The 24,873-nt window shown below is 47.9% G+C and carries 23 protein-coding genes; 13 read left to right on the top strand and 10 right to left on the bottom strand.

Annotation, left to right across the window (positions count from 1 at the left end):
* The first annotated feature begins 33 nt into the window (after positions 1 to 33).
* The gene (locus EDC45_RS01655) at positions 34 to 1,884 is read left to right on the top strand and encodes an ATP-binding protein (RefSeq protein WP_133542816.1); all 1,851 of its coding nucleotides are present in this window, start codon (positions 34 to 36) and stop codon (positions 1,882 to 1,884) included.
* 62 nt (positions 1,885 to 1,946) lie between these two features.
* Here EDC45_RS01655 and suhB read toward each other — a convergent pair whose 3' ends face one another.
* Entirely contained in the window at positions 1,947 to 2,750 is an 804-nt protein-coding gene (gene suhB, locus EDC45_RS01660) for an inositol-1-monophosphatase (RefSeq protein WP_133542818.1), read from the bottom strand.
* Positions 2,751 to 2,924: 174 nt separating this feature from the next.
* Here suhB and trmJ point away from each other — a divergent pair, with 174 nt between their 5' ends.
* The 10 genes from trmJ to sodC all read left to right on the top strand — a co-directional run bounded on the left by trmJ (position 2,925) and on the right by sodC (position 9,978).
* Positions 2,925 to 3,689, top strand: a complete 765-nt coding sequence (gene trmJ, locus EDC45_RS01665) for a tRNA (cytosine(32)/uridine(32)-2'-O)-methyltransferase TrmJ (RefSeq protein WP_133542820.1) — start codon at positions 2,925 to 2,927, stop codon at positions 3,687 to 3,689.
* Positions 3,690 to 3,749: 60 nt separating this feature from the next.
* Positions 3,750 to 4,214, top strand: a complete 465-nt coding sequence (iscR, locus tag EDC45_RS01670) for a Fe-S cluster assembly transcriptional regulator IscR (RefSeq protein WP_133542822.1) — start codon at positions 3,750 to 3,752, stop codon at positions 4,212 to 4,214.
* Positions 4,215 to 4,270: 56 nt separating this feature from the next.
* Positions 4,271 to 5,485 carry an IscS subfamily cysteine desulfurase gene (locus EDC45_RS01675; RefSeq protein ID WP_133542825.1) on the top strand — a complete coding sequence of 405 codons (1,215 nt, stop codon included), beginning with the start codon at positions 4,271 to 4,273 and terminating at the stop codon, positions 5,483 to 5,485.
* Positions 5,486 to 5,527: 42 nt separating this feature from the next.
* Positions 5,528 to 5,911: a Fe-S cluster assembly scaffold IscU gene (gene iscU, locus EDC45_RS01680; RefSeq protein ID WP_133542827.1), complete on the top strand. Its 384-nt coding sequence runs from the start codon at positions 5,528 to 5,530 to the stop codon at positions 5,909 to 5,911.
* Between the two features lie 61 nt (positions 5,912 to 5,972).
* Complete coding sequence (iscA, locus tag EDC45_RS01685) at positions 5,973 to 6,296, top strand: iron-sulfur cluster assembly protein IscA (protein ID WP_133542829.1); 324 nt, start codon at positions 5,973 to 5,975, stop codon at positions 6,294 to 6,296.
* A 20-nt stretch (positions 6,297 to 6,316) separates the two neighbouring features.
* A complete protein-coding gene (hscB, locus tag EDC45_RS01690) occupies positions 6,317 to 6,838 on the top strand; it encodes a Fe-S protein assembly co-chaperone HscB (RefSeq protein WP_133542831.1) in 522 nt (173 codons plus the stop codon).
* A 123-nt stretch (positions 6,839 to 6,961) separates the two neighbouring features.
* Positions 6,962 to 8,815, top strand: a complete 1,854-nt coding sequence (gene hscA / locus EDC45_RS01695; RefSeq protein WP_133542833.1) for a Fe-S protein assembly chaperone HscA — start codon at positions 6,962 to 6,964, stop codon at positions 8,813 to 8,815.
* Between the two features lie 24 nt (positions 8,816 to 8,839).
* The gene (gene fdx / locus EDC45_RS01700) at positions 8,840 to 9,181 is read left to right on the top strand and encodes an ISC system 2Fe-2S type ferredoxin (protein WP_133542835.1); all 342 of its coding nucleotides are present in this window, start codon (positions 8,840 to 8,842) and stop codon (positions 9,179 to 9,181) included.
* Positions 9,181 to 9,375, top strand: coding sequence for a Fe-S cluster assembly protein IscX (gene iscX, locus EDC45_RS01705; RefSeq protein WP_133542837.1), 195 nt, complete (start codon positions 9,181 to 9,183; stop codon positions 9,373 to 9,375). The genes fdx and iscX overlap by 1 nt, the downstream gene beginning before the upstream one ends.
* Before the next feature lie 54 nt (positions 9,376 to 9,429).
* A complete protein-coding gene (gene sodC, locus EDC45_RS01710) occupies positions 9,430 to 9,978 on the top strand; it encodes a superoxide dismutase family protein (protein ID WP_133542839.1) in 549 nt (182 codons plus the stop codon).
* 59 nt (positions 9,979 to 10,037) lie between these two features.
* Here sodC and manA read toward each other — a convergent pair whose 3' ends face one another.
* The 8 genes from manA to rluC form a co-directional block, all read right to left on the bottom strand.
* Positions 10,038 to 11,240: a mannose-6-phosphate isomerase, class I gene (manA, locus tag EDC45_RS01715; protein ID WP_133542841.1), complete on the bottom strand. Its 1,203-nt coding sequence runs from the start codon at positions 11,238 to 11,240 to the stop codon at positions 10,038 to 10,040.
* Between the two features lies 1 nt (position 11,241).
* The gene (locus tag EDC45_RS01720) at positions 11,242 to 11,733 is read right to left on the bottom strand and encodes a DUF986 family protein (RefSeq protein WP_133542843.1); all 492 of its coding nucleotides are present in this window, start codon (positions 11,731 to 11,733) and stop codon (positions 11,242 to 11,244) included.
* Positions 11,734 to 11,802: 69 nt separating this feature from the next.
* Positions 11,803 to 12,639: a PTS mannose transporter subunit IID gene (locus EDC45_RS01725; protein WP_133542845.1), complete on the bottom strand. Its 837-nt coding sequence runs from the start codon at positions 12,637 to 12,639 to the stop codon at positions 11,803 to 11,805.
* Positions 12,640 to 12,653: 14 nt separating this feature from the next.
* Positions 12,654 to 13,457 (bottom strand): PTS mannose/fructose/sorbose transporter subunit IIC, encoded by an 804-nt coding sequence (locus tag EDC45_RS01730; protein ID WP_133542847.1) that lies wholly within the window; start codon positions 13,455 to 13,457, stop codon positions 12,654 to 12,656.
* Positions 13,458 to 13,468: 11 nt separating this feature from the next.
* A complete protein-coding gene (gene manX / locus EDC45_RS01735; RefSeq protein WP_133542849.1) occupies positions 13,469 to 14,446 on the bottom strand; it encodes a PTS mannose transporter subunit IIAB in 978 nt (325 codons plus the stop codon).
* A gap of 235 nt (positions 14,447 to 14,681) precedes the next feature.
* The gene (locus EDC45_RS01740) at positions 14,682 to 15,017 is read right to left on the bottom strand and encodes a zinc ribbon domain-containing protein YjdM (protein ID WP_133542851.1); all 336 of its coding nucleotides are present in this window, start codon (positions 15,015 to 15,017) and stop codon (positions 14,682 to 14,684) included.
* A gap of 161 nt (positions 15,018 to 15,178) precedes the next feature.
* Positions 15,179 to 16,504 (bottom strand): nucleobase:cation symporter-2 family protein, encoded by a 1,326-nt coding sequence (locus EDC45_RS01745; RefSeq protein WP_133542852.1) that lies wholly within the window; start codon positions 16,502 to 16,504, stop codon positions 15,179 to 15,181.
* Between the two features lie 433 nt (positions 16,505 to 16,937).
* On the bottom strand, positions 16,938 to 17,900 hold the full coding sequence (gene rluC, locus EDC45_RS01750; RefSeq protein ID WP_133542853.1) for a 23S rRNA pseudouridine(955/2504/2580) synthase RluC: 963 nt from the start codon (positions 17,898 to 17,900) through the stop codon (positions 16,938 to 16,940).
* A gap of 476 nt (positions 17,901 to 18,376) precedes the next feature.
* On the opposite strand from rluC, the gene rne reads away from it, so the two are divergent.
* Positions 18,377 to 21,421: a ribonuclease E gene (rne, locus tag EDC45_RS01755; protein WP_133542854.1), complete on the top strand. Its 3,045-nt coding sequence runs from the start codon at positions 18,377 to 18,379 to the stop codon at positions 21,419 to 21,421.
* Positions 21,422 to 21,556: 135 nt separating this feature from the next.
* Here the strand turns inward: rne and apbC are convergent, their stop codons facing one another.
* On the bottom strand, positions 21,557 to 22,669 hold the full coding sequence (gene apbC / locus EDC45_RS01760; protein WP_133542855.1) for an iron-sulfur cluster carrier protein ApbC: 1,113 nt from the start codon (positions 22,667 to 22,669) through the stop codon (positions 21,557 to 21,559).
* A 157-nt stretch (positions 22,670 to 22,826) separates the two neighbouring features.
* Between apbC and metG the strand changes: the two genes are divergently transcribed.
* The gene (gene metG / locus EDC45_RS01765) at positions 22,827 to 24,869 is read left to right on the top strand and encodes a methionine--tRNA ligase (protein ID WP_133542856.1); all 2,043 of its coding nucleotides are present in this window, start codon (positions 22,827 to 22,829) and stop codon (positions 24,867 to 24,869) included.
* The last annotated feature ends 4 nt before the right edge of the window (positions 24,870 to 24,873 follow it).

Consider the following 24,873-nt stretch of genomic DNA (forward strand, 5'->3'; position numbering starts at 1 on the left):
CAGCCTGTTAAAGTTAAGTATCGGAAATCGGTTATGAAAAATGTTAAACATTTTGCTCAGCGTTATGTTGATTGGGTAATCAAATTGGGACGTTTAAAGTTCAGTTTACTGGGCTTTATCGTGATTGCCGCTCTGGCATTATGCACGCATATTATTATGAGTTTGTTGATCGTGGGGGAAATACATTGGCGTAGCCTGAGCTATGCCATATTGTTCGGCTTAATTTCGACCCCTTTCGTTATTTATTTCTTTACCTTACTGGTGGAAAGGCTGGAGTTATCCCGTTTGCATCTGGCCCGTTCGGTGAAGGAATTACAACAGGAAATTAAAGACAGAATTCTGGCGGAGCAACGACTGGCTCAGGCTAATGATAATAAAACCCGTCTGATGGCAACCATCAGCCACGAGCTGCGTACGCCTTTAAACGGAATTATGGGGCTGACCCGTATTCTGCTGGATACCGAACTCAGCGAGCAGCAACGGAACTATCTGAATACTATTAATGTAAGTGCGGTATCTTTAGGTAATATTTTTAACGATATTATCGATTTTGAAAAAATCGATGCGCAACGTATAGAACTTTATCGTACCGAAACGGATTTTTATTCATTCCTAAACGATATTCACAATATTTGCCGATTGATGGCGGAGCAGAAACATCTGCAATTTAAGATGCATTATGCGAAGGATTTTCCCTCCCGCCTGATGCTGGATACTACGAGGTTAAGCCAGATTTTATGGAATCTGATGAGTAATGCGACGAAGTTTACCGAAAAGGGCGAAATCAATCTGGAAATTAAACGGGTGGGCGCAAGCGAATATCATTTTATCGTGCAGGATACGGGGCAAGGTATTCCGCAGCAGGAACTGGATAAAATCTTCGCCATGCACTATCAGGTGGACAGCCGTTTTAATAAACATAAACCGGCCGGCAGCGGTATAGGTCTGGCGATTTCGAAAACCCTTGCCGAACTTATGGGCGGTAGTTTACAGGTTCACAGCGTGCTGGGAGAAGGCTCTACCTTTATTTTGAGCATTCAAGCCGAAATTGCGCCGCAATCCGAGGTTGAAATCTCCCATGCGGGGGTCAGCCGTTTGCATATTCTGCTTGTGGAAGATGTAGAACTGAATATTTTGGTTGCTCAAACCCTGTTGGAGAAATTGGGGAATTTTGTTGATGTCGCCCGCTCAGGGCAGGAAGCCATCGAGAAATTCGAACGTAGCAGCTATGATTTGGTTCTGTTGGATATTCTTCTGCCGGATATGTCCGGTTTCGATATTGCTCATCGCTTGCGGCAGAATTACGAGCAGGATCGTTATGAACACCTGCCCCCTCTTATTGCGCTAACTGCTAACCTTATGCAGGATAAAGAAGAGTATCGGCGCAAAGGAATGGACGACGTATTACGCAAGCCGCTGCTCCCGGAAGCGTTGATCGCCTGTTTGAAAGAACATTTCGGCGAGGAACGGGAGAGCCTCGGCGTAGCTGTATATAACCGACTTCCTAAGGAAGAAAAAAGTGCCTTGGATTTTATTGATTTTTCTATCTTGGAAGAACTGATAGATATGCTCGGCGTTGCGTTTGCGCGTAAAAGTCTGGCTTTATTCGCACAGACGATGCCGGATTATATGGAAGAATTGCAGAACGCTTATCGCAGCTATCAGGAAGAGAGTACGGCTGCTGCCGGAGTTGCGGATTGTGCGCATAAAATCAAAGGTGCTGCGGCATCGGTGGGTCTAAAACGGATTCGCGAATTAGCGGAACGGGCCCAGCACCGGGAAAGGGCGGACTGGAGCCATAATATCGGCGAATTGATTGCAGAACTGGCGCGTTGTTGGAAGGGCGATACGGAAAGCTTGGAAAACTATTTACAGCGAATCTGAAGCGGAGCGGAGAAACAAAAGCCGGATACTGAATGATCCGGCTTTTCATTTCTAATAAATGATTAGTTTTTAAATTCGGCGCCTAAACAAGGCTGAATTTTATTCAGAATTTCTTTCACTATGCGTGAAGAAGCCGCCACAATATGTCCGGCGGTTAAATAGGTATGTCCGCCGTTAAAATCCGTTACCAGACCGCCCGCTTCCCGCACGATTAAATCGCCGGCGGCGCAATCCCAGGCTTTCAGACCTATTTCAAAATAACCGTCCACACGGTTAGCGGCAACATAGCATAAATCCAATGCGGCAGAACCGCTGCGGCGGAAATCGGCGGCTTGCTCGATAAGCCCTTGCATCACCTCAAACTGAAGCGGCATATATTTGTTTTGTTTAAATGGAAAGCCCGTCGCCAGAATCGCGCCCTGCAGATCTCGTTTGGCTTCGATGCGCAGACGCATTTCATTCAGCTTGGCACCGGCGCCGCGTACGGCGGTAAATAATTCGTTACGGATAGGATCGTACACCACGCCGACTTCGGTGCGACCTTTAACCCGAATGGCGATGGAGACAGAAAAATGAGGGAAACCTTTAATAAAATTAGTGGTTCCGTCCAGTGGATCTATAACCCATTGAATATCGTTGTCCCGCCCTTTTAAGGCCCCGCTTTCTTCGGTGATAATCGTATGTTCCGGATAGGCGGTTTTGATCACCTCGATAATTGCGGCTTCCGCCTCTTTATCGACATTGGTAACATAATCGTTGTTACCTTTGACGGCGGTTTTAATATCATCGCGACGTTCGTAATTTTTAGCAATCACATTGCCCGCTTTCCGCGCCGCGCGAATAGCGATATTTAACATTGGATTCATAATGGTTTTCCACTGGATTTTAAAGAACAACAAGCCGAATCGACTCAGTAAATTTTGCCCTGCATTATATTGAAACTCCGTTGCTTTTTCCAGCGAAAAAAATTTTTTAAATCCGACTAAATATAAAGGATATTATGCTAGAATAGCGCCAGTTTTGAGTTTGAATATAAGTGTATGTTAAATAATATCCGTATTGTACTGGTAGAAACCACACACAGCGGGAATATCGGCTCGGCGGCACGAGCTATGAAAACCATGGGGCTCAGCCGTCTGTATCTGGCGGCTCCGAAATGTAGCCCGGATCAACAGGCGTTGGCGCTCTCCGCCGGTGCGGAAGATGTGGTAAAAAATGCAAGGCTAACGGAAAATCTCGATCAGGCGATTGCCGATTGTTCCTTAGTCATAGGTACCAGCGCCAGATTGCGTCATTTACAGAACAGTCTTATTGAACCGCGTCAATGTGCTGCTGAAGCCCTTCGTCATGCAGGCGGTGGTGAAGAAGTTGCCATTATTTTCGGTCGTGAGCGTATCGGTTTATTAAATGAAGAATTGATGAAATGCCGATACCATTTGACTATCCCGGCGAATCCTGATTACTCCTCGCTGAATCTGGCGATGGCGGTTCAATTAATCAGTTATGAATTACGTATGGCATGGTTACAGACACAGCAGGAACAGGATAAGGTTATGCCTGTTTCTGCCATAGGCGATACCGGTAATAAGCCGCCCCTTTATCCGACGGCACAACAGCTCGAGCATTTTTTTAGCCATACCGAGCAATGTTATCGGCAGCTAGGATTCATTCAAAATCAAGGGGTTATGCCTAAACTGCGGCGTTTATACCAGCGCGCCCGTTTAGAAACCAATGAGTTGAATATTTTGCAGGGAATGTTAACTGCGGTGGAAAAATATCGTATCGCTAACAAGGATAATAGTTGACTATTTTAATAGGTTATGTAGTATTTAGAACATTATTTTGATTCATTAAGGAAAGGCAGCATGAAATTAACTTCAAAAGGACGTTATGCGGTTACCGCAATTTTAGATATCGCACTCAATTCCGGGGACGGCCCGGTAACCTTATCGGATATTTCCGAGCGTCAGAGTATTTCCCTTTCTTATCTGGAACAGCTGTTTGCCAAATTACGCCGACATGGTCTGGTGAAAAGCGTACGCGGGCCGGGCGGCGGTTATCAGTTGGGACAGGATGCCGGTCAGATTTCTATCGGTATGATTATTGCCGCAGTGAATGAAAATATCAGCGTAACTCGCTGTTTGGGCCAGGGTAACTGTCAAAGCGGCAAAGTCTGCCTGACCCATTCTTTATGGGAAGAACTGAGTAATCGGATTGAAGGTTTTTTAAATAAGATTACCTTGGAAGAACTGGTCAGCCAGCACCATGAAAAGATGCACGGCAGAGAAAAACATCAGGATTTCGAGAATCTTTTATTGATAAACGGTTAAAGATTATCGACCCGAATAATTTTACTCGGGTCTGCAAAATAAAAACGGAGTGAAGAATGAAATTACCAATTTATTTGGATTATGCGGCGACTTGCCCGGTGGATGAACGCGTAGCGAAAAAGATGGCGGAATATATGACTAAGGACGGTATTTTCGGTAACCCCGCCTCTCGTTCCCATAAATTCGGCTGGGAAGCGGAAGAAGCGGTTGATGTGGCGCGTAATCATATTGCCGATCTAATCGGTGCCGACAGCCGGGAAATTGTGTTTACTTCCGGGGCGACGGAGTCCGACAACCTGGCGATTAAAGGTGCGGCGCATTTTTATCAAACGAAAGGTAAGCATATCATCACTTGTAAAACCGAACATAAAGCGGTGCTGGACACCTGCCGCCAGTTGGAACGGGAAGGTTTTGAAGTAACTTATCTCACCCCTAAAGCGGACGGTTTAATCGACTTGGAAGATTTAAAAGGAGCGATGCGCGAAGATACCGTTCTGGTGTCCATTATGCACGTGAATAACGAAATCGGCGTTATTCAGGATATCGCCGCCATCGGCGAGCTGTGCCGCGAGCGTAAAATTATTTTTCATGTGGACGCCACGCAAAGTGTGGGTAAACTGCCTATTAATCTGGCCGAGCTCAAAGTGGATCTGATGTCTATGTCCGGGCATAAACTTTACGGGCCGAAAGGTATAGGCGCACTCTATGTACGTCGTAAACCGCGCGTACGTTTAGAAGCTATTATTCACGGCGGCGGCCACGAGCGCGGTATGCGTTCGGGTACCTTACCTGTGCATCAAATTGTCGGCATGGGCGAAGCTTATCGCATCTGCAAAGAGGAAATGGCCGCTGAAATGCCTCGCCTGACCGCATTGCGCGATCGCCTATACCAAGGGCTGAAAGATATTGAAGAAACCCATGTAAACGGTTCTATGGAACAGCGTGTGGGCAGCAATTTAAATATCAGTTTTAACTATGTGGAAGGGGAGTCCCTGATGATGGCATTACGGGATATTGCGGTATCTTCCGGTTCCGCCTGTACTTCCGCCAGTTTGGAACCTTCCTATGTTTTACGCGCTTTAGGTCTGAATGACGAACTGGCGCACAGTTCCATTCGTTTTACCGTCGGTCGTTACACTACCGAAGAAGAAATCGATTACACCATTAACCTGGTAAAAAATGCGGTACAGAAATTGCGCGAATTATCCCCGTTATGGGATATGTACAAAGAAGGCGTCGATTTATCCAGCATCGAATGGTCGGCCCATTAAGTCGGCGTTATAGTAACAAATTCAATACGGAGAAATATAGAAATGGCATATAGCGAGAAAGTCATCGATCATTATGAAAATCCGCGCAACGTAGGCGCATTTGATAAAAAAGCGGCGGATGTGGGTACCGGTATGGTCGGCGCTCCGGCTTGCGGTGATGTAATGCAGTTGCAAATTAAAGTGAATGGCGAAGGCATTATTGAAGATGCAAAATTTAAAACCTACGGCTGCGGTTCGGCGATCGCCTCAAGTTCGTTAATTACCGAATGGGTTAAAGGGAAATCCTTAGACGAAGCCCAGGCGATAAAAAATAGTCAAATCGCCGAAGAACTGGAATTGCCGCCGGTGAAGATCCATTGTTCCATCTTGGCCGAAGATGCAATAAAAGCGGCGATTGCGGATTATAAAGCGAAAAAAGGCTCTTGATTTTTTATGCTCGGCGCTCGTTAGTTTTCGGGCGCTTATTTCATATCTGGTGGTAAAGAAAATGGCGATTACATTAACGGAAAGTGCGGCAAACCGGGTTAAAACTTTTTTAAAAAACCGGGGTAAAGGAATAGGCTTGCGTTTAGGGATCAAAACTTCCGGCTGTTCCGGACTGGCTTACGTACTTGAATTTGTCGATGAACTGAATGCAGATGATAAGGTATTCGAGCAGGGTGATGTAAAAATTATCGTAGATAGTAAAAGTCTGGTTTATCTGGACGGTACCCAACTGGATTTCGTCAAAGAAGGTTTGAACGAAGGTTTTAAATTTGCCAATCCGAACGTTAAAGATCAATGCGGATGCGGCGAAAGTTTTAATGTTTAAGTATGGGTTCGAGCGAAACTATGAGCAACCCTTTTAGTCTGTTTGATCTGCCGGTACAATTCGCTATTGATCAAAACCTGCTTGCGCAACGTTATTTGCGTCTTCAGAAAACCCTTCATCCCGATAATTTCGCACAAGCTTCCGTGCAGGAACAGCGTCTGGCCATGCAGAAATCGGCGGAAATCAATGATGCACTGCAAATTTTGAAAGATCCTATTTTGCGTGCGGAAAAAATAATTGCCCTGAACTGCGAGCAGGTTAAGGATCCAGAACAGAAAAGCAGCCATGATATGGCATTTCTGATGCAGCAGATGCAATGGCGCGAGCAATTGGAAGAAATCGCAGCGACGAAAGCGCAGGACGCCCTGGACGAATTACGCCGGGAAGTCGAGGAAAAACAGGGCGAAATGCTGAATGAAGTTGAAAGATTATTGACACAAAAGCAATGGCAGCAGGCGGACGGCTTATGTGATAAACTACGTTTTATGCAAAAGCTGCTGGAAGAAATCGATAATGTGGAAGAACAGCAGTTGGCATACTGACTGTAGCGAAAGTGCGGTCGTTTTTTAAGGTTTTTTTGCCGGCTTAATCCGAACTGAGGCCGGTATTATCCGATAGCAATTGAGATCAATATTCGACCAATAAGAATCAAAACAGAGAATAACATGGCATTATTACAAATTGCAGAACCGGGTCAGACTGCCGCACCCCATCAGCATCGGCTGGCGGTGGGCATCGATCTGGGTACCACCAATTCTTTAGTGGCCTCGGTTCGTAACGGCCAGGCATCAATTCTGGCGGATGAAGAGGAACGGGCGTTAACCCCTTCCGTGGTACATTATTCGGCTCAAGACAAACGGGTTGGGCTGGCAGCACTGAATGATGCCAGTACGGATCCTCATAATACGGTGATTTCGGTAAAACGTTTAATCGGCAGAAGTTTGGCCGATGTACAGCAACGTTATCCGAATCTGCCTTATCGCTTTATTGCTAGCGAAAACGGTTTACCTTTATTTGTAACCGACCAGGGCAACAAAAGTCCCATTGAAGTATCGGCGGATATTTTAAGCCGGCTGAATCATATTGCACAGCAACGCTTGGGCGGAGAATTATCCGGCGTTGTGATTACCGTACCCGCTTATTTCGATGATGCGCAGCGTCAGAGTACCAAAGATGCGGCCAGACTCGCCGGTCTGAATGTATTGCGGTTGTTAAATGAACCTACCGCAGCCGCTATCGCCTACGGTCTTGACAGCGGGCAAGAAGGGGTGATTGCGGTTTATGATTTGGGCGGCGGCACCTTTGATATTTCGATTCTGCGTTTATCCAAAGGGGTATTTGAGGTATTGGCGACCGGCGGCGATACGGCGCTGGGCGGCGATGATTTTGATCATTTGCTGGCGGACTGGATTCAGGCTCAAGCCGGCGTAGAGGCGCAGGACGAAAGGCAGAAACGCCGTTTGCTTGAACTGGCGGCACAAACTAAAATAGCCCTGAGCGAGCAACAGAGTTGCAGCATTGAATTTCAGCAATGGCGGGGAGAAATCAGCCGCGAACAGTTTAATCTACTGATAGCGCCTCTGGTTAAACGCTCCTTATCCGCTTGCCGTCGAGCCTTAAAGGACGCCGGTGTCGGTGCGCAGGCTGTGTGCGAAGTGGTGATGGTCGGCGGTTCCACCCGCGTGCCTTTTGTGCGTGAACAGGTGGGCGGCTTTTTTAACCGTACTCCGCTGACTTCCATTGATCCGGATAAAGTCGTGGCGCTGGGCGCTGCTGTACAGGCGGATATTCTGGTCGGTAACAAGCCAGATGCGGATATGTTGCTGCTTGATGTGATCCCGCTTTCTCTAGGAATAGAAACCATGGGCGGTTTGGCGGAAAAAATTATCCCGCGCAATACCACTATTCCGGTGGCTCGCGCTCAGGAGTTCACCACCTTTAAAGACGGGCAGACCGCCATGACGGTTCATGTGGTGCAGGGCGAACGCGAATTGGTGCAAGATTGCCGTTCATTGGCGCGCTTTACCTTGCGCGGCATTCCGCCGATGGCCGCCGGAGCGGCGCATATTCGGGTTACCTATCAGGTAGATGCGGACGGTTTACTGAGTGTTACCGCAATGGAAAAATCCACGGGCGTACAGGCATCGATTCAGGTAAAACCTTCTTACGGCTTGACTGATGATGAAATTACCGCCATGTTGAAATCTTCTATGGAAAACGCAAAACAGGATATTGATGCGCGTTTACTGGCAGAACAGCGGGTGGAAGCTCGGCGTGTTATAGAAAGCGTATTGTCCGCTCTTGAATATGACAAAGATTTGCTGAACGAAAGGGAATTAACCGAGGTCAAAAATGCACTTGATGCATTACAGACGTTACAGCAACAAAAGGACGCCCTGGCAATTAAGCAGGGAATTAAAGCGCTGGATGCGGCTACTCAGGAATTTGCCGCTCGCCGTATGGATAAATCTATCCGTAGTGCGCTTACCGGCCATAAAATTGAAGATATTGAAAATTAGGAAAGCAAGTTAGGAAATCCCATTATGCCAAAAGTTATTTTTCTTCCCCATGAAACCCTTTGCCCGGAAGGCATGGTTGTGGATGCCGCCGCCGGTGATAATTTACTGGAAGTCGCTCTGGAAGCCGGAATTGAGATTGAACACGCCTGCGACGGCTCATGCGCCTGTACCACCTGCCATACCATTATTCGTGAAGGGGGCGACAGCCTGAATGAAAGCAGTGATGAGGAAGAAGATATGCTGGATAAGGCTTGGGGGCTTGAAGTAGATAGTCGGCTCAGCTGCCAGTGCCGGATTGGTAATGAAGATCTGGTGGTGGAAATTCCAAAATATACCATTAATCACGCCAGGGAAGAGAACCACTAATGAAATGGCAGGACAGTCAGCAAATAGCGGAAGCATTATATGATCGCTATCCGGACATAGATCCGAAAAGCGTACGTTTCACCGATATGCATCGTTGGATCTGCGCGCTGGAAGAATTTGACGACGATCCGGAAAAATCCAATGAGAAGATTCTGGAAGCCGTCTTATTAAAGTGGCTGGACGAGTTTGAATAGCTTCGGCTCCGTTCGGTTTTTTATCTACCTACTCATATCATATAAGGATATTTTATGAAGAGAACACTTATCGCATTAGGTTTGGCGGTTTGCACCGCTTCGGTGTGGGCTCAGTCGGCAAAAACAGCGGAACAGCCTGCAATTAATATTGAAGTAAATGTTCTGGATCCGGTGAAAGGAGATACGCCGGCAGGGCATATCCGGGTTACTCAATCGGATTACGGTTTGGTTTTCACGCCGGAATTAAAAGGTTTACCTGCGGGTCTGCACGGCTTCCATATTCATCAGAATGCAAGTTGCGCGCCGTTGGAGAAAGACGGTAAATTGGTTGCCGCACTGGCGGCAGGCGGACACTGGGATCCGGAAAAAAGCGGACAGCACGGTTTCCCTTGGCAGAAAGACGCTCATTTGGGCGATTTACCGGCGCTGACGGTAAATGCGGACGGAACGGCAACCAATCCGGTACTGGCGCCGCGTTTAACTTCTCTTGAGCAAATTAAAAATCACGCCATTATGATTCATGTGGGCGGCGATAACCATTCCGATACCCCGGCAGCCCTGGGCGGCGGTGGTGCGCGTCTGGCTTGCGGAGTGATCAAATAATTTTTTCTCTGCATTTAAAATCCGCCGTTATTACGGCGGATTTTTTATCCGGCATTGCTTTAAGGCAGTTTTGCCAGCACCGCATAACCTGCGCTTAGCCCTTCAAGCTGATATTGGCTGTCGGCGCAAATAAATACCGACTCTCCCCGGCTCAGAGAAAGTGCGGTGGAATTTTGTCGGATTTTTATTTCGCCTTCCATAACCAACAGAATGGCAGCGTTTTCCGCTTTAGCCTGATAAGATTCCCCCTGTTGATAAGGGATATTTTCCAGAGCAAAATCCCGTGCGGGAGTAGGATAAGTAAAGCCTGCCCGGTCTTGCGGCGCCGGCGCAATAATCTGAGGTTCCACTTCGCGGCAGTTTACAACCTGTAGTAAAGCGGCGATATCCACATGTTTCGGCGTCAGACCGCCGCGGATCACATTATCGGAACAGGCCATCAGCTCAATATTCTGCCCGCGCAGATAAGCGTGCGGAATCCCCGCATCTTGAAAAATACCCTCGCCTTTTTTGGTATGTACGATATTAAACAGATAAAAACAAATCAGGCCCGGATCCAATTTAGTAAGCGGAATTTGCATGGCTTGCAGGCAATACAGCAGCCAGTAATCCGGGTTGTCCTCCTTGAGTTCGCCCTTGTCGTAGGCGGCTTGATTCGCTTTAATAAGAGGTAACAGCCAGGCGGACAAATGCGCCTGATCCGCCTGCATAATATGGGCGTAGAAGCTGTGTAAATCCTGCGTTTCCAATTGTTGGGCCAGAGGCTGCAGGGAAGGGCGGGCATTCAGGCATTGGAGAATTTTATCTCGGCTTTTAAAGCCGTGTAACAGCCAGAAATCCGATAAGGCGATCATCATTTCCGGTTTATGATTATTATCTTTATAAGTACGTTTCGGATCCGTTAAAGGAATACCCTTGGCATTTTCCGCAGCGAACCCGGCTTCCGCCTGCTGTTTGGTCGGATGTAACTGAATGGATAGGGGTTGTGCCACATCTAGGATTTTCAGTAAATAAGGGAGTTCGTTGCCGAACTCGCTACGGCTGCCTTGCCCCAGCGCCTGCGGATGTTCATGTAAAAATTCGTTCAAATTTTGTAACTGCCCTTCGATTTCAATAATCGAGGGCGAAGAAGAATGGGCGCCAAGCCATAATTCCGCATAATGGCTTTGCTTTTTTTCCTGATTCAGTAATTGTGGGATATATTCGCTTCCCCCCCAAATATAATGCTGTAGGCTACCTTTGAGTCTATAGATTCCGCTCATTTTATCCTTCCTTATGTTGCTTCCGAGATTGATCTTTATAGCCGCCGAAAAAAGCCACAATCCGCTCCGTATCCTGAGGATCGGCAACTAATGCCAGCAGGCGTTTACCGTTTTTCAGATCGATAACGATGACATTTCCGTCGGCCAGATTTACCGCCCGGATTTTATCATATTCGAAGTACAGATTAGCGAAGAAAAAACCGGCTTTTTTCAGAATCAGCACCGGGGAGCGGATAAAGGCGGCATACAGACTGAGCAATACGCAGCCGGCCAACAGAAAAAGACTGAGGGAAGCTATGCCTTCTCCTTGCAGGTATGCCTGATAAATCAGCAGGAGTAGCAGTCCGATAAAGATGGCGGTATCAAGTTTCGCCTGCTTTTTCAGACGTACTTTAACTAAGGTTTTACCTTTGAGCCGATCCATACCGAATTGATCATATAAGGTGTAAATCAAGAAAATTAAAATGGCGAGAATGAGCATTATATTAAGCATATTGAACAGCCAAGAGGAAGCGTAGAAATAAAAAAAGCACGGGCCGAAGCCCGTGCGGAAAGTAAATGCTTAGGCCAGAAAACCTGTCCAGGCACCGAAGATGCCGATAACAAAGAAACCGACGATAATCCAGAGTGCGTTGACCCGATTGCGCAGCAGCCACATACAGGCGAAGGTCAGCAGCAATGGCAGCAGGCCCGGCATCAGGCTGTCGAGAATGCCTTGTACGGTAGTGATTTCAGTGGTTCCGTCCTGCTTCTGAATATTGGAAACCACCAAAGGAACATTAATGCTGGTCCATTTCTGTACCAATGCCCCCATAATAAACAAACCGAGGATGGAAGCCCCTTCGGTTAATTTCTGTAATAAACCGCCGCTCATATCCTGCACAACGTTTAAACCTTTTTTATAACCATAGGTTACACCGAAGTAACGGGTTGCTAAACGCACCAAGTTGAACAGCACGAAAAACAGTATCGGGCCGAGAATATCACCGTTTAAAGCGATGCCGCCGCCCAATGCCGCGAATACGGGACGGGCGGTTCCCCAGTAAATAGGATCGCCCACTCCGGCCAAAGGCCCCATCAGACCGACTTTAATACCGTTAATCGCCGCATCGTCGATCTCCTTACCATTGGCACGTTCTTCTTCCATAGCAATGGTTACGCCGAGTACCGGAGCGGCAACGAAAGGCTGGGTATTAAAAAATTCCAGGTGGCGCTTAATCGCATCTTTACGTTCCTGAGAATTAGGATCCGGATATAAGCGTTTGATAACAGGAACCATAGAATAGGCGAAACCTAATGCCTGCATACGTTCAAAGTTCCAAGAGCCCTGAAAAAGGTTAGAGCGAAGTACGACGGCGTTCAAATCGCGTTGTGTAACTTTTTTTAATTCCGTTGTCATGTTATTTATCCCCATTAATCTAATCTGTTGTCTAGATCGTTATTGGTATTGGAAACGATCTGTACCGCTTGTTTGCTCTGGTTGTATTTCGGATGAAGCTGAATGTAGATCAGCGCCATAATTGTGCCCAGTACACCCAATGCGACTAAGTTGAAATCGGTGAAAGCGGCGATAACGAATCCGGCATAGAAGAACGGCATGAGGTGGCCTGCGCGCATCATATTAATCACCATGGCGTAACCCACAACGGCAATAAAGCCGCCGGCAATTTTCAGACCTGTAGTAACTACTTCAGGAATGGCATTCAGCATACTTTGAACCGTATCCGTACCGGCGGTAAGCGCTACCACTAAGGCCGGAATGGCAATACGCATAGCCTGTAAAATCAGTGCGCTGCAATGAATCCAGTCCAAGCGGTTAAGATTACCGTCTTGAATGGATTTATCTGCGGCATGTTGGAAACCGACGGTAATTGCGCGTACCACATAAGTGAGTACCTGACCCGCTGCGGCCAACGGAATGGCGATGGCGATACCGGTAGAAATATCCTGCCCGCCCACAATCACCAGAATGGTGGAAACCACGGAAGCCAGAGCGGCATCCGGCGCTAAGGCGGCGCCGATATTCATCCAGCCGAGGGCGAGTAATTCAAGGGCGCCCCCCACCTTAATCCCGGTGGTAATATCGCCTAATACCAGACCGATCAGCGTACAAGCCACCAACGGACGGTGAGTTTGGAATTCGTCAAGAATGGATCCCATCCCCGAAATACAGGCGATGAGAAAAACAAGGACAATCTGTAGCGTTGAAATTTCCATAATAGTTTCCCTTAGACTAAATTATTTTTCTGTAGTAAATCCATCATATATTGACGCGCATCATTGGATACTTTGCGAACATCAAGCTCAATGCCCATGGCGTCAATTGCCTTAAAGGCGGCAATATCCTGGTCATTTACGGATACCGCACTGGTAATCATCTGTTTTCCTTCTTTATAGGCCATGCCGCCGATATTGACGGAAGGCATGCTTACCCCGGCTTGCAGTAATGTCAGGACGTCGCTCGGATTGGTGAATAACAACATTACCCGTTCGCCGGCGTATTCCGGGTTGTTATACACGCGAATCATTTTATCCACCCCGACCACATGGGCGGTAACGCCGGGAGGCGCTACGCTTTTCAGCATTGTGGAACGAACGCTGTCTTTCGCCACATCGTCATTTACCACGATAATACGGCTGACTTGGCTTTCTTTGGTCCAGCGCGTCGCCACCTGACCGTGGATCAAGCGGTCATCGATACGCGCCAGCCCGATCACCATGTTGCCTTCGGCATGGGGTTGCGCCGCCGCTGTTTGAGTTGCAGGTTGCGGACTCGGCGGGGTTTGTACGGGAGCGGCTTCGGCTTCCTGGTAGCGCAATGCGCGTACACCGCTGCGCCCGGTTTCCAGCGCGATAGCCGTGAGTTCTTGCAGTTCCGGCCCGTCATCACGCGCCATAAAGGTTTCCACCAGCATAGGTATATTGACTCCGGCGATAACCTCCATATTCTCCTTACCTTCAGCGACCCGGTTTGCCGCATTAAAGGGACTGCCGCCCCAGGTATCGACCAAAAACAGCACCTGCTCGCATTGAGACAGCGGCCCGGACAGTTTTTCCTGATATTTGCTCATGATGGTTTCTGCGTTTTCACCGGGCACAAAATCAACGGTTGCAACGTTTTCCTGCTCACCGATAAGCATTTCCGTGGTTTTCAACAGCTGTTCCGCTGCTACGCCGTGGGTTGCGATGATAATGGCTATCGTCATACAGACTCCTTGCTCCTTATTTAAAAAATAGTGCGGCATTTTATCCCTAAAAGCCTCGGGATTGCACGGAAACGAAAATATATATTTTCAAAATTTTGAAGCCGATCACATTTTCATGAATTTTCATTGTCATTAGTGTAAAAACTCAAAGGGAAATCGAAAGCCGGCAGGGCGCATAGATATAAAATAGATATAAAAACGGCGCCAATAGGCGCCGGAAGAATATATGGGGGGATTAGGCTTTTTTCAGAAATTCGGATTTAAGTGAAAAACTCTGACCATCAATTTTGCAATCCACATCATGGTCGCCATCGGTTAAACGGATATTTTTCGCTTTAGTGCCTTTTTTTAATACGATTGAGGAGCCTTTTACCTTGAGATCCTTAATCAGGATCACCGAATCGCCGTCCTGCAACGGATTGCCGTTACTATCCCGGATAATTTTTTCCTCATCCTGAGTTTTGCTTTCGTTTTCCGCCCATTCGTGCGCACAGTCGGGACAAACAAAATGAAGGCCGTCGTGATAAACATATTCGCCGTTACATTGCGGGCATTGTGGCATCTGTTCCATGCTTTTTCCTTGTGTTGAAATGATAAATTCGGGTAAGGGATAAACGGGCGCAGCCCGAACCGAAAGGGGAGTATAGCAGAAAAAAAGCGCCGCCAAAATCGCTGTTTTCATCGCCGGATCCCTGTCCGGCGGTGAAAAAGGGGGAAAAAGAGCGGTTGTTTTCAGGCGGCTTTTTTTACTTCCGTTTCATTCGGGCCGACCTTATCCTGCGGCAGAATCAGATTAAGAATTAATGCCAGCAAAGAACCTAGGGTAATACCGGAACCCAACACTTCTTTAACGAAATGAGGCAGTTTATCTAACAGTTCGGGACGTGTGGTTACCGCCAAACCGCAACCGACGGAAATAGCGATAATCAGCCCGTTACGTTTACTGCGCTCAATATTATCCAGCATCTGAATACCGGCGGCGATAATCATGGCGAACATCATTAATCCGGCGCCGCCCAGTACCGGCAGCGGAATGGAAACGATTAAGGCGCCGAATACGGGGAACAACCCGGCTAAAACCAGTAATACGCCGGTTAAGGAAACCACATAGCGACTGGCGACACCTGTTAAGGAAATTACGCCGATATTTTGCGAGAAGGAGGAAAAAGGCGTGGTGGACATCAGAGCGGCCAGAGCGGAGCCCAAGCCGTCGCACAGTACGCCGCCGCGCAGGTGCTTTCCGCTGATTTCCGTTTTAGTCGCATTGCCCAGAGCTAGAAAGTTACCGCTGGATTCAACGATAGTAACCAGATAGGCAATAGACATACCGATAATACCGGATAAGGGAAATTCCAGACCGAAATGCAGCGGTTGGGGAACGGCAAACAGCTGCGCATTATGTACGCCCTCAAAATTTACCCAACCCAGCAGCAAACAGGCGATATAGCCCGCCATCATTCCGATGACGATGGCTGCGGCGGAAAATATTCCCTTACCCCATTGCACCAGGGCGATAACTATTACCAGTACAAAGGTCGCCATCAGCAGATTATTCGGATCCGCATATTGGGGATCGTTACGCTGACCGCCGGCAAACCAATCTACCGCAACGGGAATCAGGCTCAACCCGATCATCATCACCACCGTACCCGTTACCACCGGCGGAAAGAGTTTACGGATATAAGGCATAAAAAAGCTGCCGATAATCATCACCAGCGAGCCGACTAAGGAGGCGCCGAGAATCCCGGCGGCGCCGCTTTCGCTGAAACCTATAGCCAGCGCCGCGGCCACAAAGGTAAAGCTGGTACCCATTACGCTGGGCAGCCGAATGCCGATGGGGCCAAGACCGCGGCATTGAATAATGGTTACCACGCCGGAAATCAATAATGCCGCATTCACCAAGGTAATGGTATCGGGGGTGGGAAGTTTTAACACATTACCAATTACCAATGGCACGGCGATAATTCCGCCCAGTGCGGCGAGTAAATGCTGTGCCGCCAATAGCAGGCTTAGGGCGAAGGGAGGTTTGTCCTCAACGGAATAAAGCAGGTTGTTCATAAAGGCTCCGAAGCTGAAAAAACGGGCGCATATTATACTGTACTCCCTTTAAAAGGAAAACGATTGCTTATGCCGTTAGCTAATAAAATCGGCAAATCAAGGTATTTAGGGAAAATTGGGAAAAAGCTTAAACCCAGGTTCTATGCCATAGAACTTATTTAAAATAAGAAACGGATAATTGCGCAGAAAATAATCCGTAGGAGGGCGAATTTATTGCTATTTTGCCCCTTTTATTGTTTCTTTAAAAGCCGAAAAGCCGAAAAGCCGAAAAGCCGAAAAGCCGAAAAGCCGAAAAGCCGAAAAGCCGAAAAGCCGAAAAGCCGAAAAGCCGAAAAGCTCAAAGGCCCGGAATTATCCCTAAAGTGCGGTTGTTTTCGGCAGCGTTTTTTTACATTGCGGCGCTACCAGTACGCCTCCTATTCTTGGCGGAAAATCAGCGGTTTTCCCGCAGAGATTGCAGCACCCGCTTTAATTTTTTTTCCGGCGCGGCGCTTAGGCTCAGGGTTTCGCCGCTTTTAGGGTGATTGAAACGAATGGAAAAAGCATGCAGGAATAAGCGATCCAGACCTATGGCACGCATAGCCTGATCGAAATCCTTATCGCCGTATTTATCGTCGAGGGCAATAGGATGCCCCGCATATTGGGTATGTACGCGGATCTGGTGGGTACGTCCGGTTACCGGCGAAGCTTTAATCAGGGTCGCGTTTGCATAGCGCTCCTCTATGCTGAAATGGGTTTCCGAAGGTTTTCCCTGCTCATTTACCCTCACAATACGTTCGCCCCCGGCAAGCTCATTTTTCAGTAGCGGCGCCTGTACCAGTTTGCAGTGGGATTGCCATTGTCCGCGTACCAATGCCAGATAATCCTTCTGAACCTGTTTCAGGCGCAGTTGTTCGTGCAGATTGCGTAAAGCGGAGCGTTTTTTGGCGACCAACAGAATACCGGAAGTGTCGCGATCGAGGCGGTGTACCAGTTCCAGAAAACGGGCTTCCGGGCGCAATACGCGCAAGGCCTCAATTACTCCGAAACTTAATCCGCTGCCGCCGTGTACCGCCAGGCCGGAAGGCTTGTTTAGCACCAGCAGGCAATCGTCTTCGAAAATAATCTGTTGCTCTAAGGCGGCGATTTTATTCAGTTTCGGGGAAATCTGCGCCTGTGCTTTTTCCGCTACCCGTACCGGCGGCACGCGCACATTGTCTCCGGGTTGTAATTTATATTCCGGTTTTACCCGCCCTTTATTCACCCTGACTTCGCCTTTACGCAGGATACGGTAAACCAGGCTTTTGGGTACGCCTTTGAGTCTGGCGCAGAGATAGTTATCAATCCGCTGACCGCTTTCGTCTGCGCTAACGGTCAGTATTTGTACGCTTGGATTAATGGTTTTTTCGCTTGTCATGGAATCGCCGTCCTAAGTAAAATCGGGCCGAATCATAACATATCCGCCACGGGATTTAAATGCTGAAATGCCTTGCCAAAAAATGCCTGGCGGTAGATAATAGAGCGTATTTTTGTGCCTGCAAACAGCATAAAAATTGATTTTCAACCCCAATATCCGAGATTAATGCGGCGCACGGCATAAGACATTAATTATATTGAGGTTTTGTGATTAAAAATAACGGCTTCTTGCAAAATGAATCTGAACCAGCCAATTTTGTTTTAGCTATTCGAATTTTCTTGGGAAGGATAGCTAGCGCAGTCAATGCACCCAGCCGTTGACAGTCGGGAAGACGGACATTCGGCGACAGACACGAGGTCGATTGCGAAGTATTAGCGGAAAGCTGTGCCATGGGCGGAAAACGCTCGGGCATACTCTCCAAAGTGCAGTTGTTTTTAATCGGATTTTTATAAAAATAACCAGAGAAATTTTTACAAATGAAAAGAATGCTAATTAATGCGACTCAGAAAGAAGAGTTGCGTGTCGCGCTGGTAGATGGCCAGCGTCTTTTTGATTTAGATATAGAAAATCCGGGGCATGAACAGAAAAAGGCGAATATTTACAAGGGTAAAATTACCCGTGTAGAGCCTAGTCTTGAAGCGGCATTTGTTGATTATGGTGCGGAACGTCATGGCTTCCTGCCGTTGAAAGAAATTGCCCGCGAGTATTTCCCCGCCGATTACGTTTATCAGGGCCGTCCGAATATTCGCGATATTATCCGCGAAGGGCAGGAAGTGATTGTTCAGGTTAATAAGGAAGAGCGCGGTAATAAAGGCGCCGCCTTAACCACTTTTGTTTCGCTGGCGGGCAGCTATCTGGTGATTATGCCGAATAATCCGCGTGCCGGCGGTATTTCCCGTCGCATTGAAGGGGACGAACGTTTGGAGCTGAAAGATGCTCTGAGTTCGCTGGAAGTACCGGAAGGTGTAGGGTTAATCGTACGTACTGCCGGGGTGGGTAAGTCGCCGGAAGAATTACAATGGGATCTGAAGGTTCTGCTACACCATTGGGAAGCGATTAAAAGTGCTTCGGAAAGCCGTCCGGCGCCGTTCCTGATCCATCAGGAAAGCGATGTTATTGTTCGTGCTATCCGTGATTATTTGCGCCGCGATATCGGCGAAATCCTGATCGACAGCCCTAAGGTTTTTGAAAAAGCAAAAGCCCATATTAAATTGGTTCGTCCGGATTTCTTAAATCGCATTAAACTCTATCAGGGCGAAGTGCCGTTATTCAGCCATTATCAAATTGAATCTCAAATCGAATCCGCTTTTCAGCGCGAAGTTCGTTTGCCTTCCGGCGGTTCCATTGTTATTGATGTTACCGAAGCCTTGACGGCCATAGATATTAACTCCGCCCGTTCCACTCGCGGCGGCGACATTGAAGAAACCGCACTGAATACCAATTTGGAAGCGGCGGACGAAATCGCCCGTCAGCTGCGCTTGCGCGACCTCGGCGGGCTTATTGTTATCGACTTTATCGATATGACGCCGGTTCGCCATCAACGTGAAGTGGAAAACCGCATGCGTGATGCCGTGCGCCAAGATCGTGCCCGAATTCAGATCAGCCGGATTTCCCGTTTCGGTTTGTTGGAAATGTCCCGCCAGCGTTTAAGCCCTTCTTTAGGCGAGTCTTCTCATCATGTATGTCCGCGCTGCCAGGGTACCGGTAAGGTGCGTGATAACGAATCCCTATCCCTGTCTATTTTGCGTTTGTTGGAAGAAGAAGCGATTAAAGAAAATACCAAACAGGTGCATACTTTAGTACCGGTGAAAATCGCCACTTATTTACTGAATGAAAAACGTAAAACCATTCGTGATATTGAAAAACGGCATAACGTGGATATTCTGGTGGTGCCGAACGAAGCTATGGAAACTCCGCATTTCAGCGTATTCCGCGTACGTGATGGCGAAGAAAGCAATGTACTGAGTTATAACCTGGCTAAGTTACACGAAGAACAGGAAGATACCTTTGTCGCAGAGGAATCTTTGGTTTCGCGTAATATTGAAACAGCGGCGGTTACCAGTGAAAACGTTCTTGAAAGTGCGGCGCTTTCCATGACTATTTCCGAGCCGGCGCCAACTGTCGAGCGCAAAGAAAAATCGGAGCCTTCATTATTTTCTCGCCTGATGGCAGCAATAAAATCGTTGTTCAGCGCAGCACCGGAAGAAGAGAAAAAACCAGTGGCGGTATCCGCCGGCCGAAATAATCGACGTAATAATCAGGAACGTCGTAATAATCGCCGTAGCCGTAATGAGCGGGCGAATAAGAACGGTTCGGAAGAACGGGAAAATACGCTGTCGACGGAAAGAACGGAACGTAGTCAACAGCGTGGCGAGCGTAACAACGAGCGCAATAACGAGCGGAATAATAAACGCAACAGCCGTAAAAATCTTCAAGAGGAAATGCTGCCGAATGAAAATACGCAGCAAAGAAGCGGAGAACGCGATAATCTGCAGGCGGACGAGGAAAAATCCGTACAGGTTCAGCAACGTCGTCAGCGCAGAGAACTGCGTAAAAAAGTACGCGTCGGTGATGAAACGACAGAAAAACCAAGTATGCCGAATCCGCCTCATGAAGTGAATGAAACCGCATTGGCTCTACAGGAAGTACAGACTCTTCCGATTCCGTCGGATACGGATAATATTCCGGCAATTACCGAAAAAGCAACGGAGCATAAAGGCGATAGCAACGATAATCAGGAAGGGCGTAGCGAACGTCAGGATAACCGCCGTCGTTTACCGCGTCATTTACGTGTGAGTAACCAGCGCCGTCGTCGTCAGCAAGACAGCCAGGTTTCACCGATGCCGCTATTTATGGCGGTAGCATCGCCGGAACTGGCCAGTGGAAAAGTCTGGATTGAAGCCGCCGCCTTTGCCAAACCGAAGGAAACCCCTTTCCTATCGGTAGATCAGCTGCTGGAACAGCAGGATAAGGCGCCGGAAGCGAATAATGCCGTGGAAAATGCTGCGGTAACCATTCCGGCCACGAATCTGATTCTGAATAAAAACGAAGCAAACGTGCAGCCTTTAGCCGGCTTCTTAACTCAACCGGCCAATGAGTCCGTAGAGAAGAAAGTTCAGGAATCCTTGCAGCGCCTGCAACAGTCGGAAACGATGGAAGAAATGAGTGCGGAAACTGCAGTGGAAAGCGCTGTAGCGGCAAGCGAGAAGCGAGAGGAAGAACGGAACGAAATCTGTGAGCAGTCGTACACAGCAACAGCACCTGTAGCCGAAGCGGCAGCGGAAAAATCGGAACTCAGGGAATCCGCTTATCGTTTCGAAGGACAGCTAGGCACTATTTCCGCGGTAGTCCATACCAAAGCGGAGATGACGCAGGCACAGGCGTCGGCATTGACGGCTGAACCTTGTGAAATTGTGGTTTGGCAGGAAAGTCGTTATTACTTCCATGGTAAGGGTTCGGCAGGACATCACAGCGCATCAAGCCATGTGTATGCAGAACCGACCCGGGCGCAAGTCGAGTAAAGCCGAGTAAAGTCGAGTAGTATTATTTCGCCCCTAAGGGGGCGATAATAAGACCGCTGCAGCGGCTTGCGGAAAATAAAAAATCCGCCGTTTGAAGGTATCGAACGGCGGATTTTCTTTTTCCTGTTTCAGCGCTTATTTGACTTCACGGAACATAATTTCACTCGGAATAACGGAACCCTGCCAGTAAAGCTGAGTACTCACTTTTTCCGCCAGCTGCAGGAAGGCTTGGGTGATTTCGCCCTTAGGATCGGCGACAACGGTTGGGAAACCTTTATCCAAATCTTCACGCAAACGCAAATTCAACGGTAGTTGCGCCAGAATTTGGGTATGGTATTTCTGAGCGATTTTTTCCGCGCCGCCGCTACCGAAAATCGCCTCATAGTGGCCGCAGTTGCTGCAAATATGCATTGCCATATTCTCTACGATACCCAGTACCGGAACGGAAACCCGCTCAAACATAGAGATACCTTTCACCGCATCAAGCAGTGCAATATCCTGCGGAGTAGTTACAACCACCGCTGCGGTTACCGGAATCTGCTGCGATAAGGTCAGCTGGATATCCCCCGTACCCGGCGGCATATCAATTACCAGATAATCCAGATCCGGCCATAGTGTTTCGTTCAGCAACTGATTTAAAGCGCTGCTTGCCATCGGGCCGCGCCAGATAGTGGCACTGTCGGCGTCCATCAGAAAGCCGATGGAGTTGGCAAATAGCCCATGGGCATGAATCGGGGTGATGTGCTGATTGTCCGGCGAGGTCGGGCGTTGATCTGCCGCACCGAGCATATGAGGCACGGAAGGGCCGTAAATATCCGCATCCAGAATACCGACCCGGGCGCCTTGCGCCTGCAATGCCAGTGCCAAATTTACGGTAACGCTGGATTTTCCCACACCGCCTTTGCCGGAGGTTACCGCAATAATATTTTTCACACCTTTTACCGCAGGGTGTTCATTCGCCCGCTTCAGGGTAGCGATTTGATAATTCAGCTGCCATTTGACTTCCCGTGCCTGAGCAATATTCAGTAATTCGGGGGCGAGCGCCGTTTTCAATCTTTCGAAACCGCTGTTCCAAGCAAATGGAAGCGTGATTTCTATACGCAGAATATCTCCGCCTTTTTCCACTTTTTTCAGCGCCTTGAGTTCTATCAGATCTTTTTGTAATCCTTCGTCCCGATATTGTCGGAAACATTCGGAAATTCGGGTCTGCTGTTCGGTAGAGAGAGTATCGGAAAATAGGATAGTCATGCTTTAATCCTTCACTAAGTAGAAAATTCCCGAGTATTTAACCATGATAGCGGGGCGCTGTTAAGCGAAATCTGCAAAAGTGCGGTTAAACTGGAAAAAAAGCCTGTGATCAGGTAAGATTGACGCCAATTTTGTCTTATTCCGGAAGGTAGAAATAATGTCCACTTCTCTTCGTAAAATTTTAGTTACCTGTGCATTGCCTTATGCTAACGGCCCGATTCATTTAGGCCATATGTTGGAACATATTCAGGCGGATATCTGGGTGCGTTTTCAGCGTATGCGCGGTAACGAAATCTATTTTATCTGTGCCGATGATGCTCATGGTACGCCGATTATGCTAAAAGCGGATCAGATGGGGATTAGCCCGGAGCAGTTGATTACAGAGGTGCGGCAACAGCATATGGCGGATTTTGCCGGCTTTAATATCAGTTTCGACAACTACCATTCCACCCATAGCGAAGAAAACCGGGAATTGGCCGAGACGATTTACACCCGGCTGAAAAATAGAGGCTTTATTAAAATTCGCACTATCTCTCAGTTATTCGACCCGGAGAAACAAATGTTTTTGCCGGATCGCTTTGTAAAGGGTACCTGTCCTAAATGTAAAGCACCCGATCAGTACGGTGATAATTGTGAAGTTTGTTCTTCCACCTATAGCCCGATGGATTTACTCAATCCGCGTTCGGTGGTATCCGGCGCTACGCCGGTAGTCAAAGAATCCGAGCATTTTTTCTTTGATTTACCGAGCTTTGAACAAATGTTGAAAGACTGGATCAGCTCCGGTTCCTTACAACAGGAAGTGGCGAATAAAATGCGCGAATGGTTTGAGGCGGGGTTGCAGCAATGGGATATTTCCCGCGACGCACCTTATTTCGGCTTTAAGATTCCGGGCGAGCAGGACAAATATTTCTATGTTTGGCTAGATGCGCCAATCGGCTATATGGCTTCCTTTAAAAATCTGTGTTCGCAAAAGAGCGGTCTGAATTTTGAAAGTTTTTGGGGCCAAGAAAGTCAGGCGGAGCTTTATCATTTTATCGGTAAGGATATTATGTATTTCCACAGCCTGTTCTGGCCGGCGATGTTGGAAGGCGCCCAATTCCGTAAACCGAATAATATTTTTGTACACGGCTATGTAACCGTGAACGGTGAAAAAATGTCGAAATCGCGCGGTACCTTTATTCAGGCGGCCACCTATCTGAAACATTTGGATCCGGAGTACTTGCGCTATTATTATGCCGCTAAACTGAGCAATCGAATCGATGATCTGGATTTGAATTTGGAAGATTTCGTACAGCGGGTGAATTCCGATTTGGTTAATAAACTGGTGAATTTGGCATCGCGCAACGCCGGCTTTATTCAAAAACGTTTCGCCGGTAAACTTTCCGCTCGTATCGAAGATCAAGCATTATTCGACGAAGTGAGCGGACAGGCGGAAAAAATCGCCGACTGCTATGAAAACCGCGAGTTCGGTAAAGCGATACGCGAAATCATGGCATTAACTGATAAAGCCAATAAATATATTGATGACAAGGCTCCTTGGGTGCTGGCGAAAGAGGAAAACCAAAGCACGCAGTTGCATGATGTCTGCTCCATGGGGATTCAGTTATTCCGCATTCTGATAGGCTATCTAAAACCGGTTCTACCACAGCTTGCTCAGCGTTCCGAAGCATTTTTACAAACGGAATTAAGCTGGCAAAATCTGCATGAGCCCTTGTTAGATCATAGTATTGCACCTTTTAAAGCGCTATTTACCCGTTTGGATATGAAAAAAATTGAAGCTATGCTCGAAGCTTCCAAACAGGAAAATGCCGGGCTCAATAATCCTGCGGAGCAGCCGAAAGCGCCGCAAGAGGCAGTTGAACCTTTCGAAGCGACGATTTCCATCGATGATTTTGCCAAGTTGGATTTGCGCGTGGCAAAAGTGTTGCAGTGCGAAGCCGTACCGGAAAGTAATAAACTGCTTAAATTTATTTTAGATTTAGGCGGTGAAACCCGCCAAGTCTTTTCCGGAATTAAAGCCGCCTACGATAAACCTGAACAGTTAGTGGGACGCCATGTAATTATGGTTGCCAATCTGGCACCGCGTAAAATGAAATTCGGTCTTTCCGAGGGAATGATTCTTTCTGCCGGCAGCGGCGGTAGCGATTTGTTCCTGTTGGATGTGGATCAGGGGGCGAAGGCCGGTAGTCGAGTAAAATAAAACT

This window comes from Mesocricetibacter intestinalis, assembly GCF_004363295.1.
GTDB classification, from domain to species: domain Bacteria; phylum Pseudomonadota; class Gammaproteobacteria; order Enterobacterales; family Pasteurellaceae; genus Mesocricetibacter; species Mesocricetibacter intestinalis.

Coding starts and splice junctions, on each gene's coding strand:
- EDC45_RS01655 (WP_133542816.1), top strand. CDS start 34: ATGAAAAATGTTAAACATTTTGCTCAGCGTTATGTTGATTGGGTAATC.
- suhB (WP_133542818.1), bottom strand. CDS start 2,750: ATGAATCCAATGTTAAATATCGCTATTCGCGCGGCGCGGAAAGCGGGC.
- trmJ (WP_133542820.1), top strand. CDS start 2,925: ATGTTAAATAATATCCGTATTGTACTGGTAGAAACCACACACAGCGGG.
- iscR (WP_133542822.1), top strand. CDS start 3,750: ATGAAATTAACTTCAAAAGGACGTTATGCGGTTACCGCAATTTTAGAT.
- EDC45_RS01675 (WP_133542825.1), top strand. CDS start 4,271: ATGAAATTACCAATTTATTTGGATTATGCGGCGACTTGCCCGGTGGAT.
- iscU (WP_133542827.1), top strand. CDS start 5,528: ATGGCATATAGCGAGAAAGTCATCGATCATTATGAAAATCCGCGCAAC.
- iscA (WP_133542829.1), top strand. CDS start 5,973: ATGGCGATTACATTAACGGAAAGTGCGGCAAACCGGGTTAAAACTTTT.
- hscB (WP_133542831.1), top strand. CDS start 6,317: ATGAGCAACCCTTTTAGTCTGTTTGATCTGCCGGTACAATTCGCTATT.
- hscA (WP_133542833.1), top strand. CDS start 6,962: ATGGCATTATTACAAATTGCAGAACCGGGTCAGACTGCCGCACCCCAT.
- fdx (WP_133542835.1), top strand. CDS start 8,840: ATGCCAAAAGTTATTTTTCTTCCCCATGAAACCCTTTGCCCGGAAGGC.
- iscX (WP_133542837.1), top strand. CDS start 9,181: ATGAAATGGCAGGACAGTCAGCAAATAGCGGAAGCATTATATGATCGC.
- sodC (WP_133542839.1), top strand. CDS start 9,430: ATGAAGAGAACACTTATCGCATTAGGTTTGGCGGTTTGCACCGCTTCG.
- manA (WP_133542841.1), bottom strand. CDS start 11,240: ATGAGCGGAATCTATAGACTCAAAGGTAGCCTACAGCATTATATTTGG.
- EDC45_RS01720 (WP_133542843.1), bottom strand. CDS start 11,733: ATGCTTAATATAATGCTCATTCTCGCCATTTTAATTTTCTTGATTTAC.
- EDC45_RS01725 (WP_133542845.1), bottom strand. CDS start 12,639: ATGACAACGGAATTAAAAAAAGTTACACAACGCGATTTGAACGCCGTC.
- EDC45_RS01730 (WP_133542847.1), bottom strand. CDS start 13,457: ATGGAAATTTCAACGCTACAGATTGTCCTTGTTTTTCTCATCGCCTGT.
- manX (WP_133542849.1), bottom strand. CDS start 14,446: ATGACGATAGCCATTATCATCGCAACCCACGGCGTAGCAGCGGAACAG.
- EDC45_RS01740 (WP_133542851.1), bottom strand. CDS start 15,017: ATGGAACAGATGCCACAATGCCCGCAATGTAACGGCGAATATGTTTAT.
- EDC45_RS01745 (WP_133542852.1), bottom strand. CDS start 16,504: ATGAACAACCTGCTTTATTCCGTTGAGGACAAACCTCCCTTCGCCCTA.
- rluC (WP_133542853.1), bottom strand. CDS start 17,900: ATGACAAGCGAAAAAACCATTAATCCAAGCGTACAAATACTGACCGTT.
- rne (WP_133542854.1), top strand. CDS start 18,377: ATGAAAAGAATGCTAATTAATGCGACTCAGAAAGAAGAGTTGCGTGTC.
- apbC (WP_133542855.1), bottom strand. CDS start 22,669: ATGACTATCCTATTTTCCGATACTCTCTCTACCGAACAGCAGACCCGA.
- metG (WP_133542856.1), top strand. CDS start 22,827: ATGTCCACTTCTCTTCGTAAAATTTTAGTTACCTGTGCATTGCCTTAT.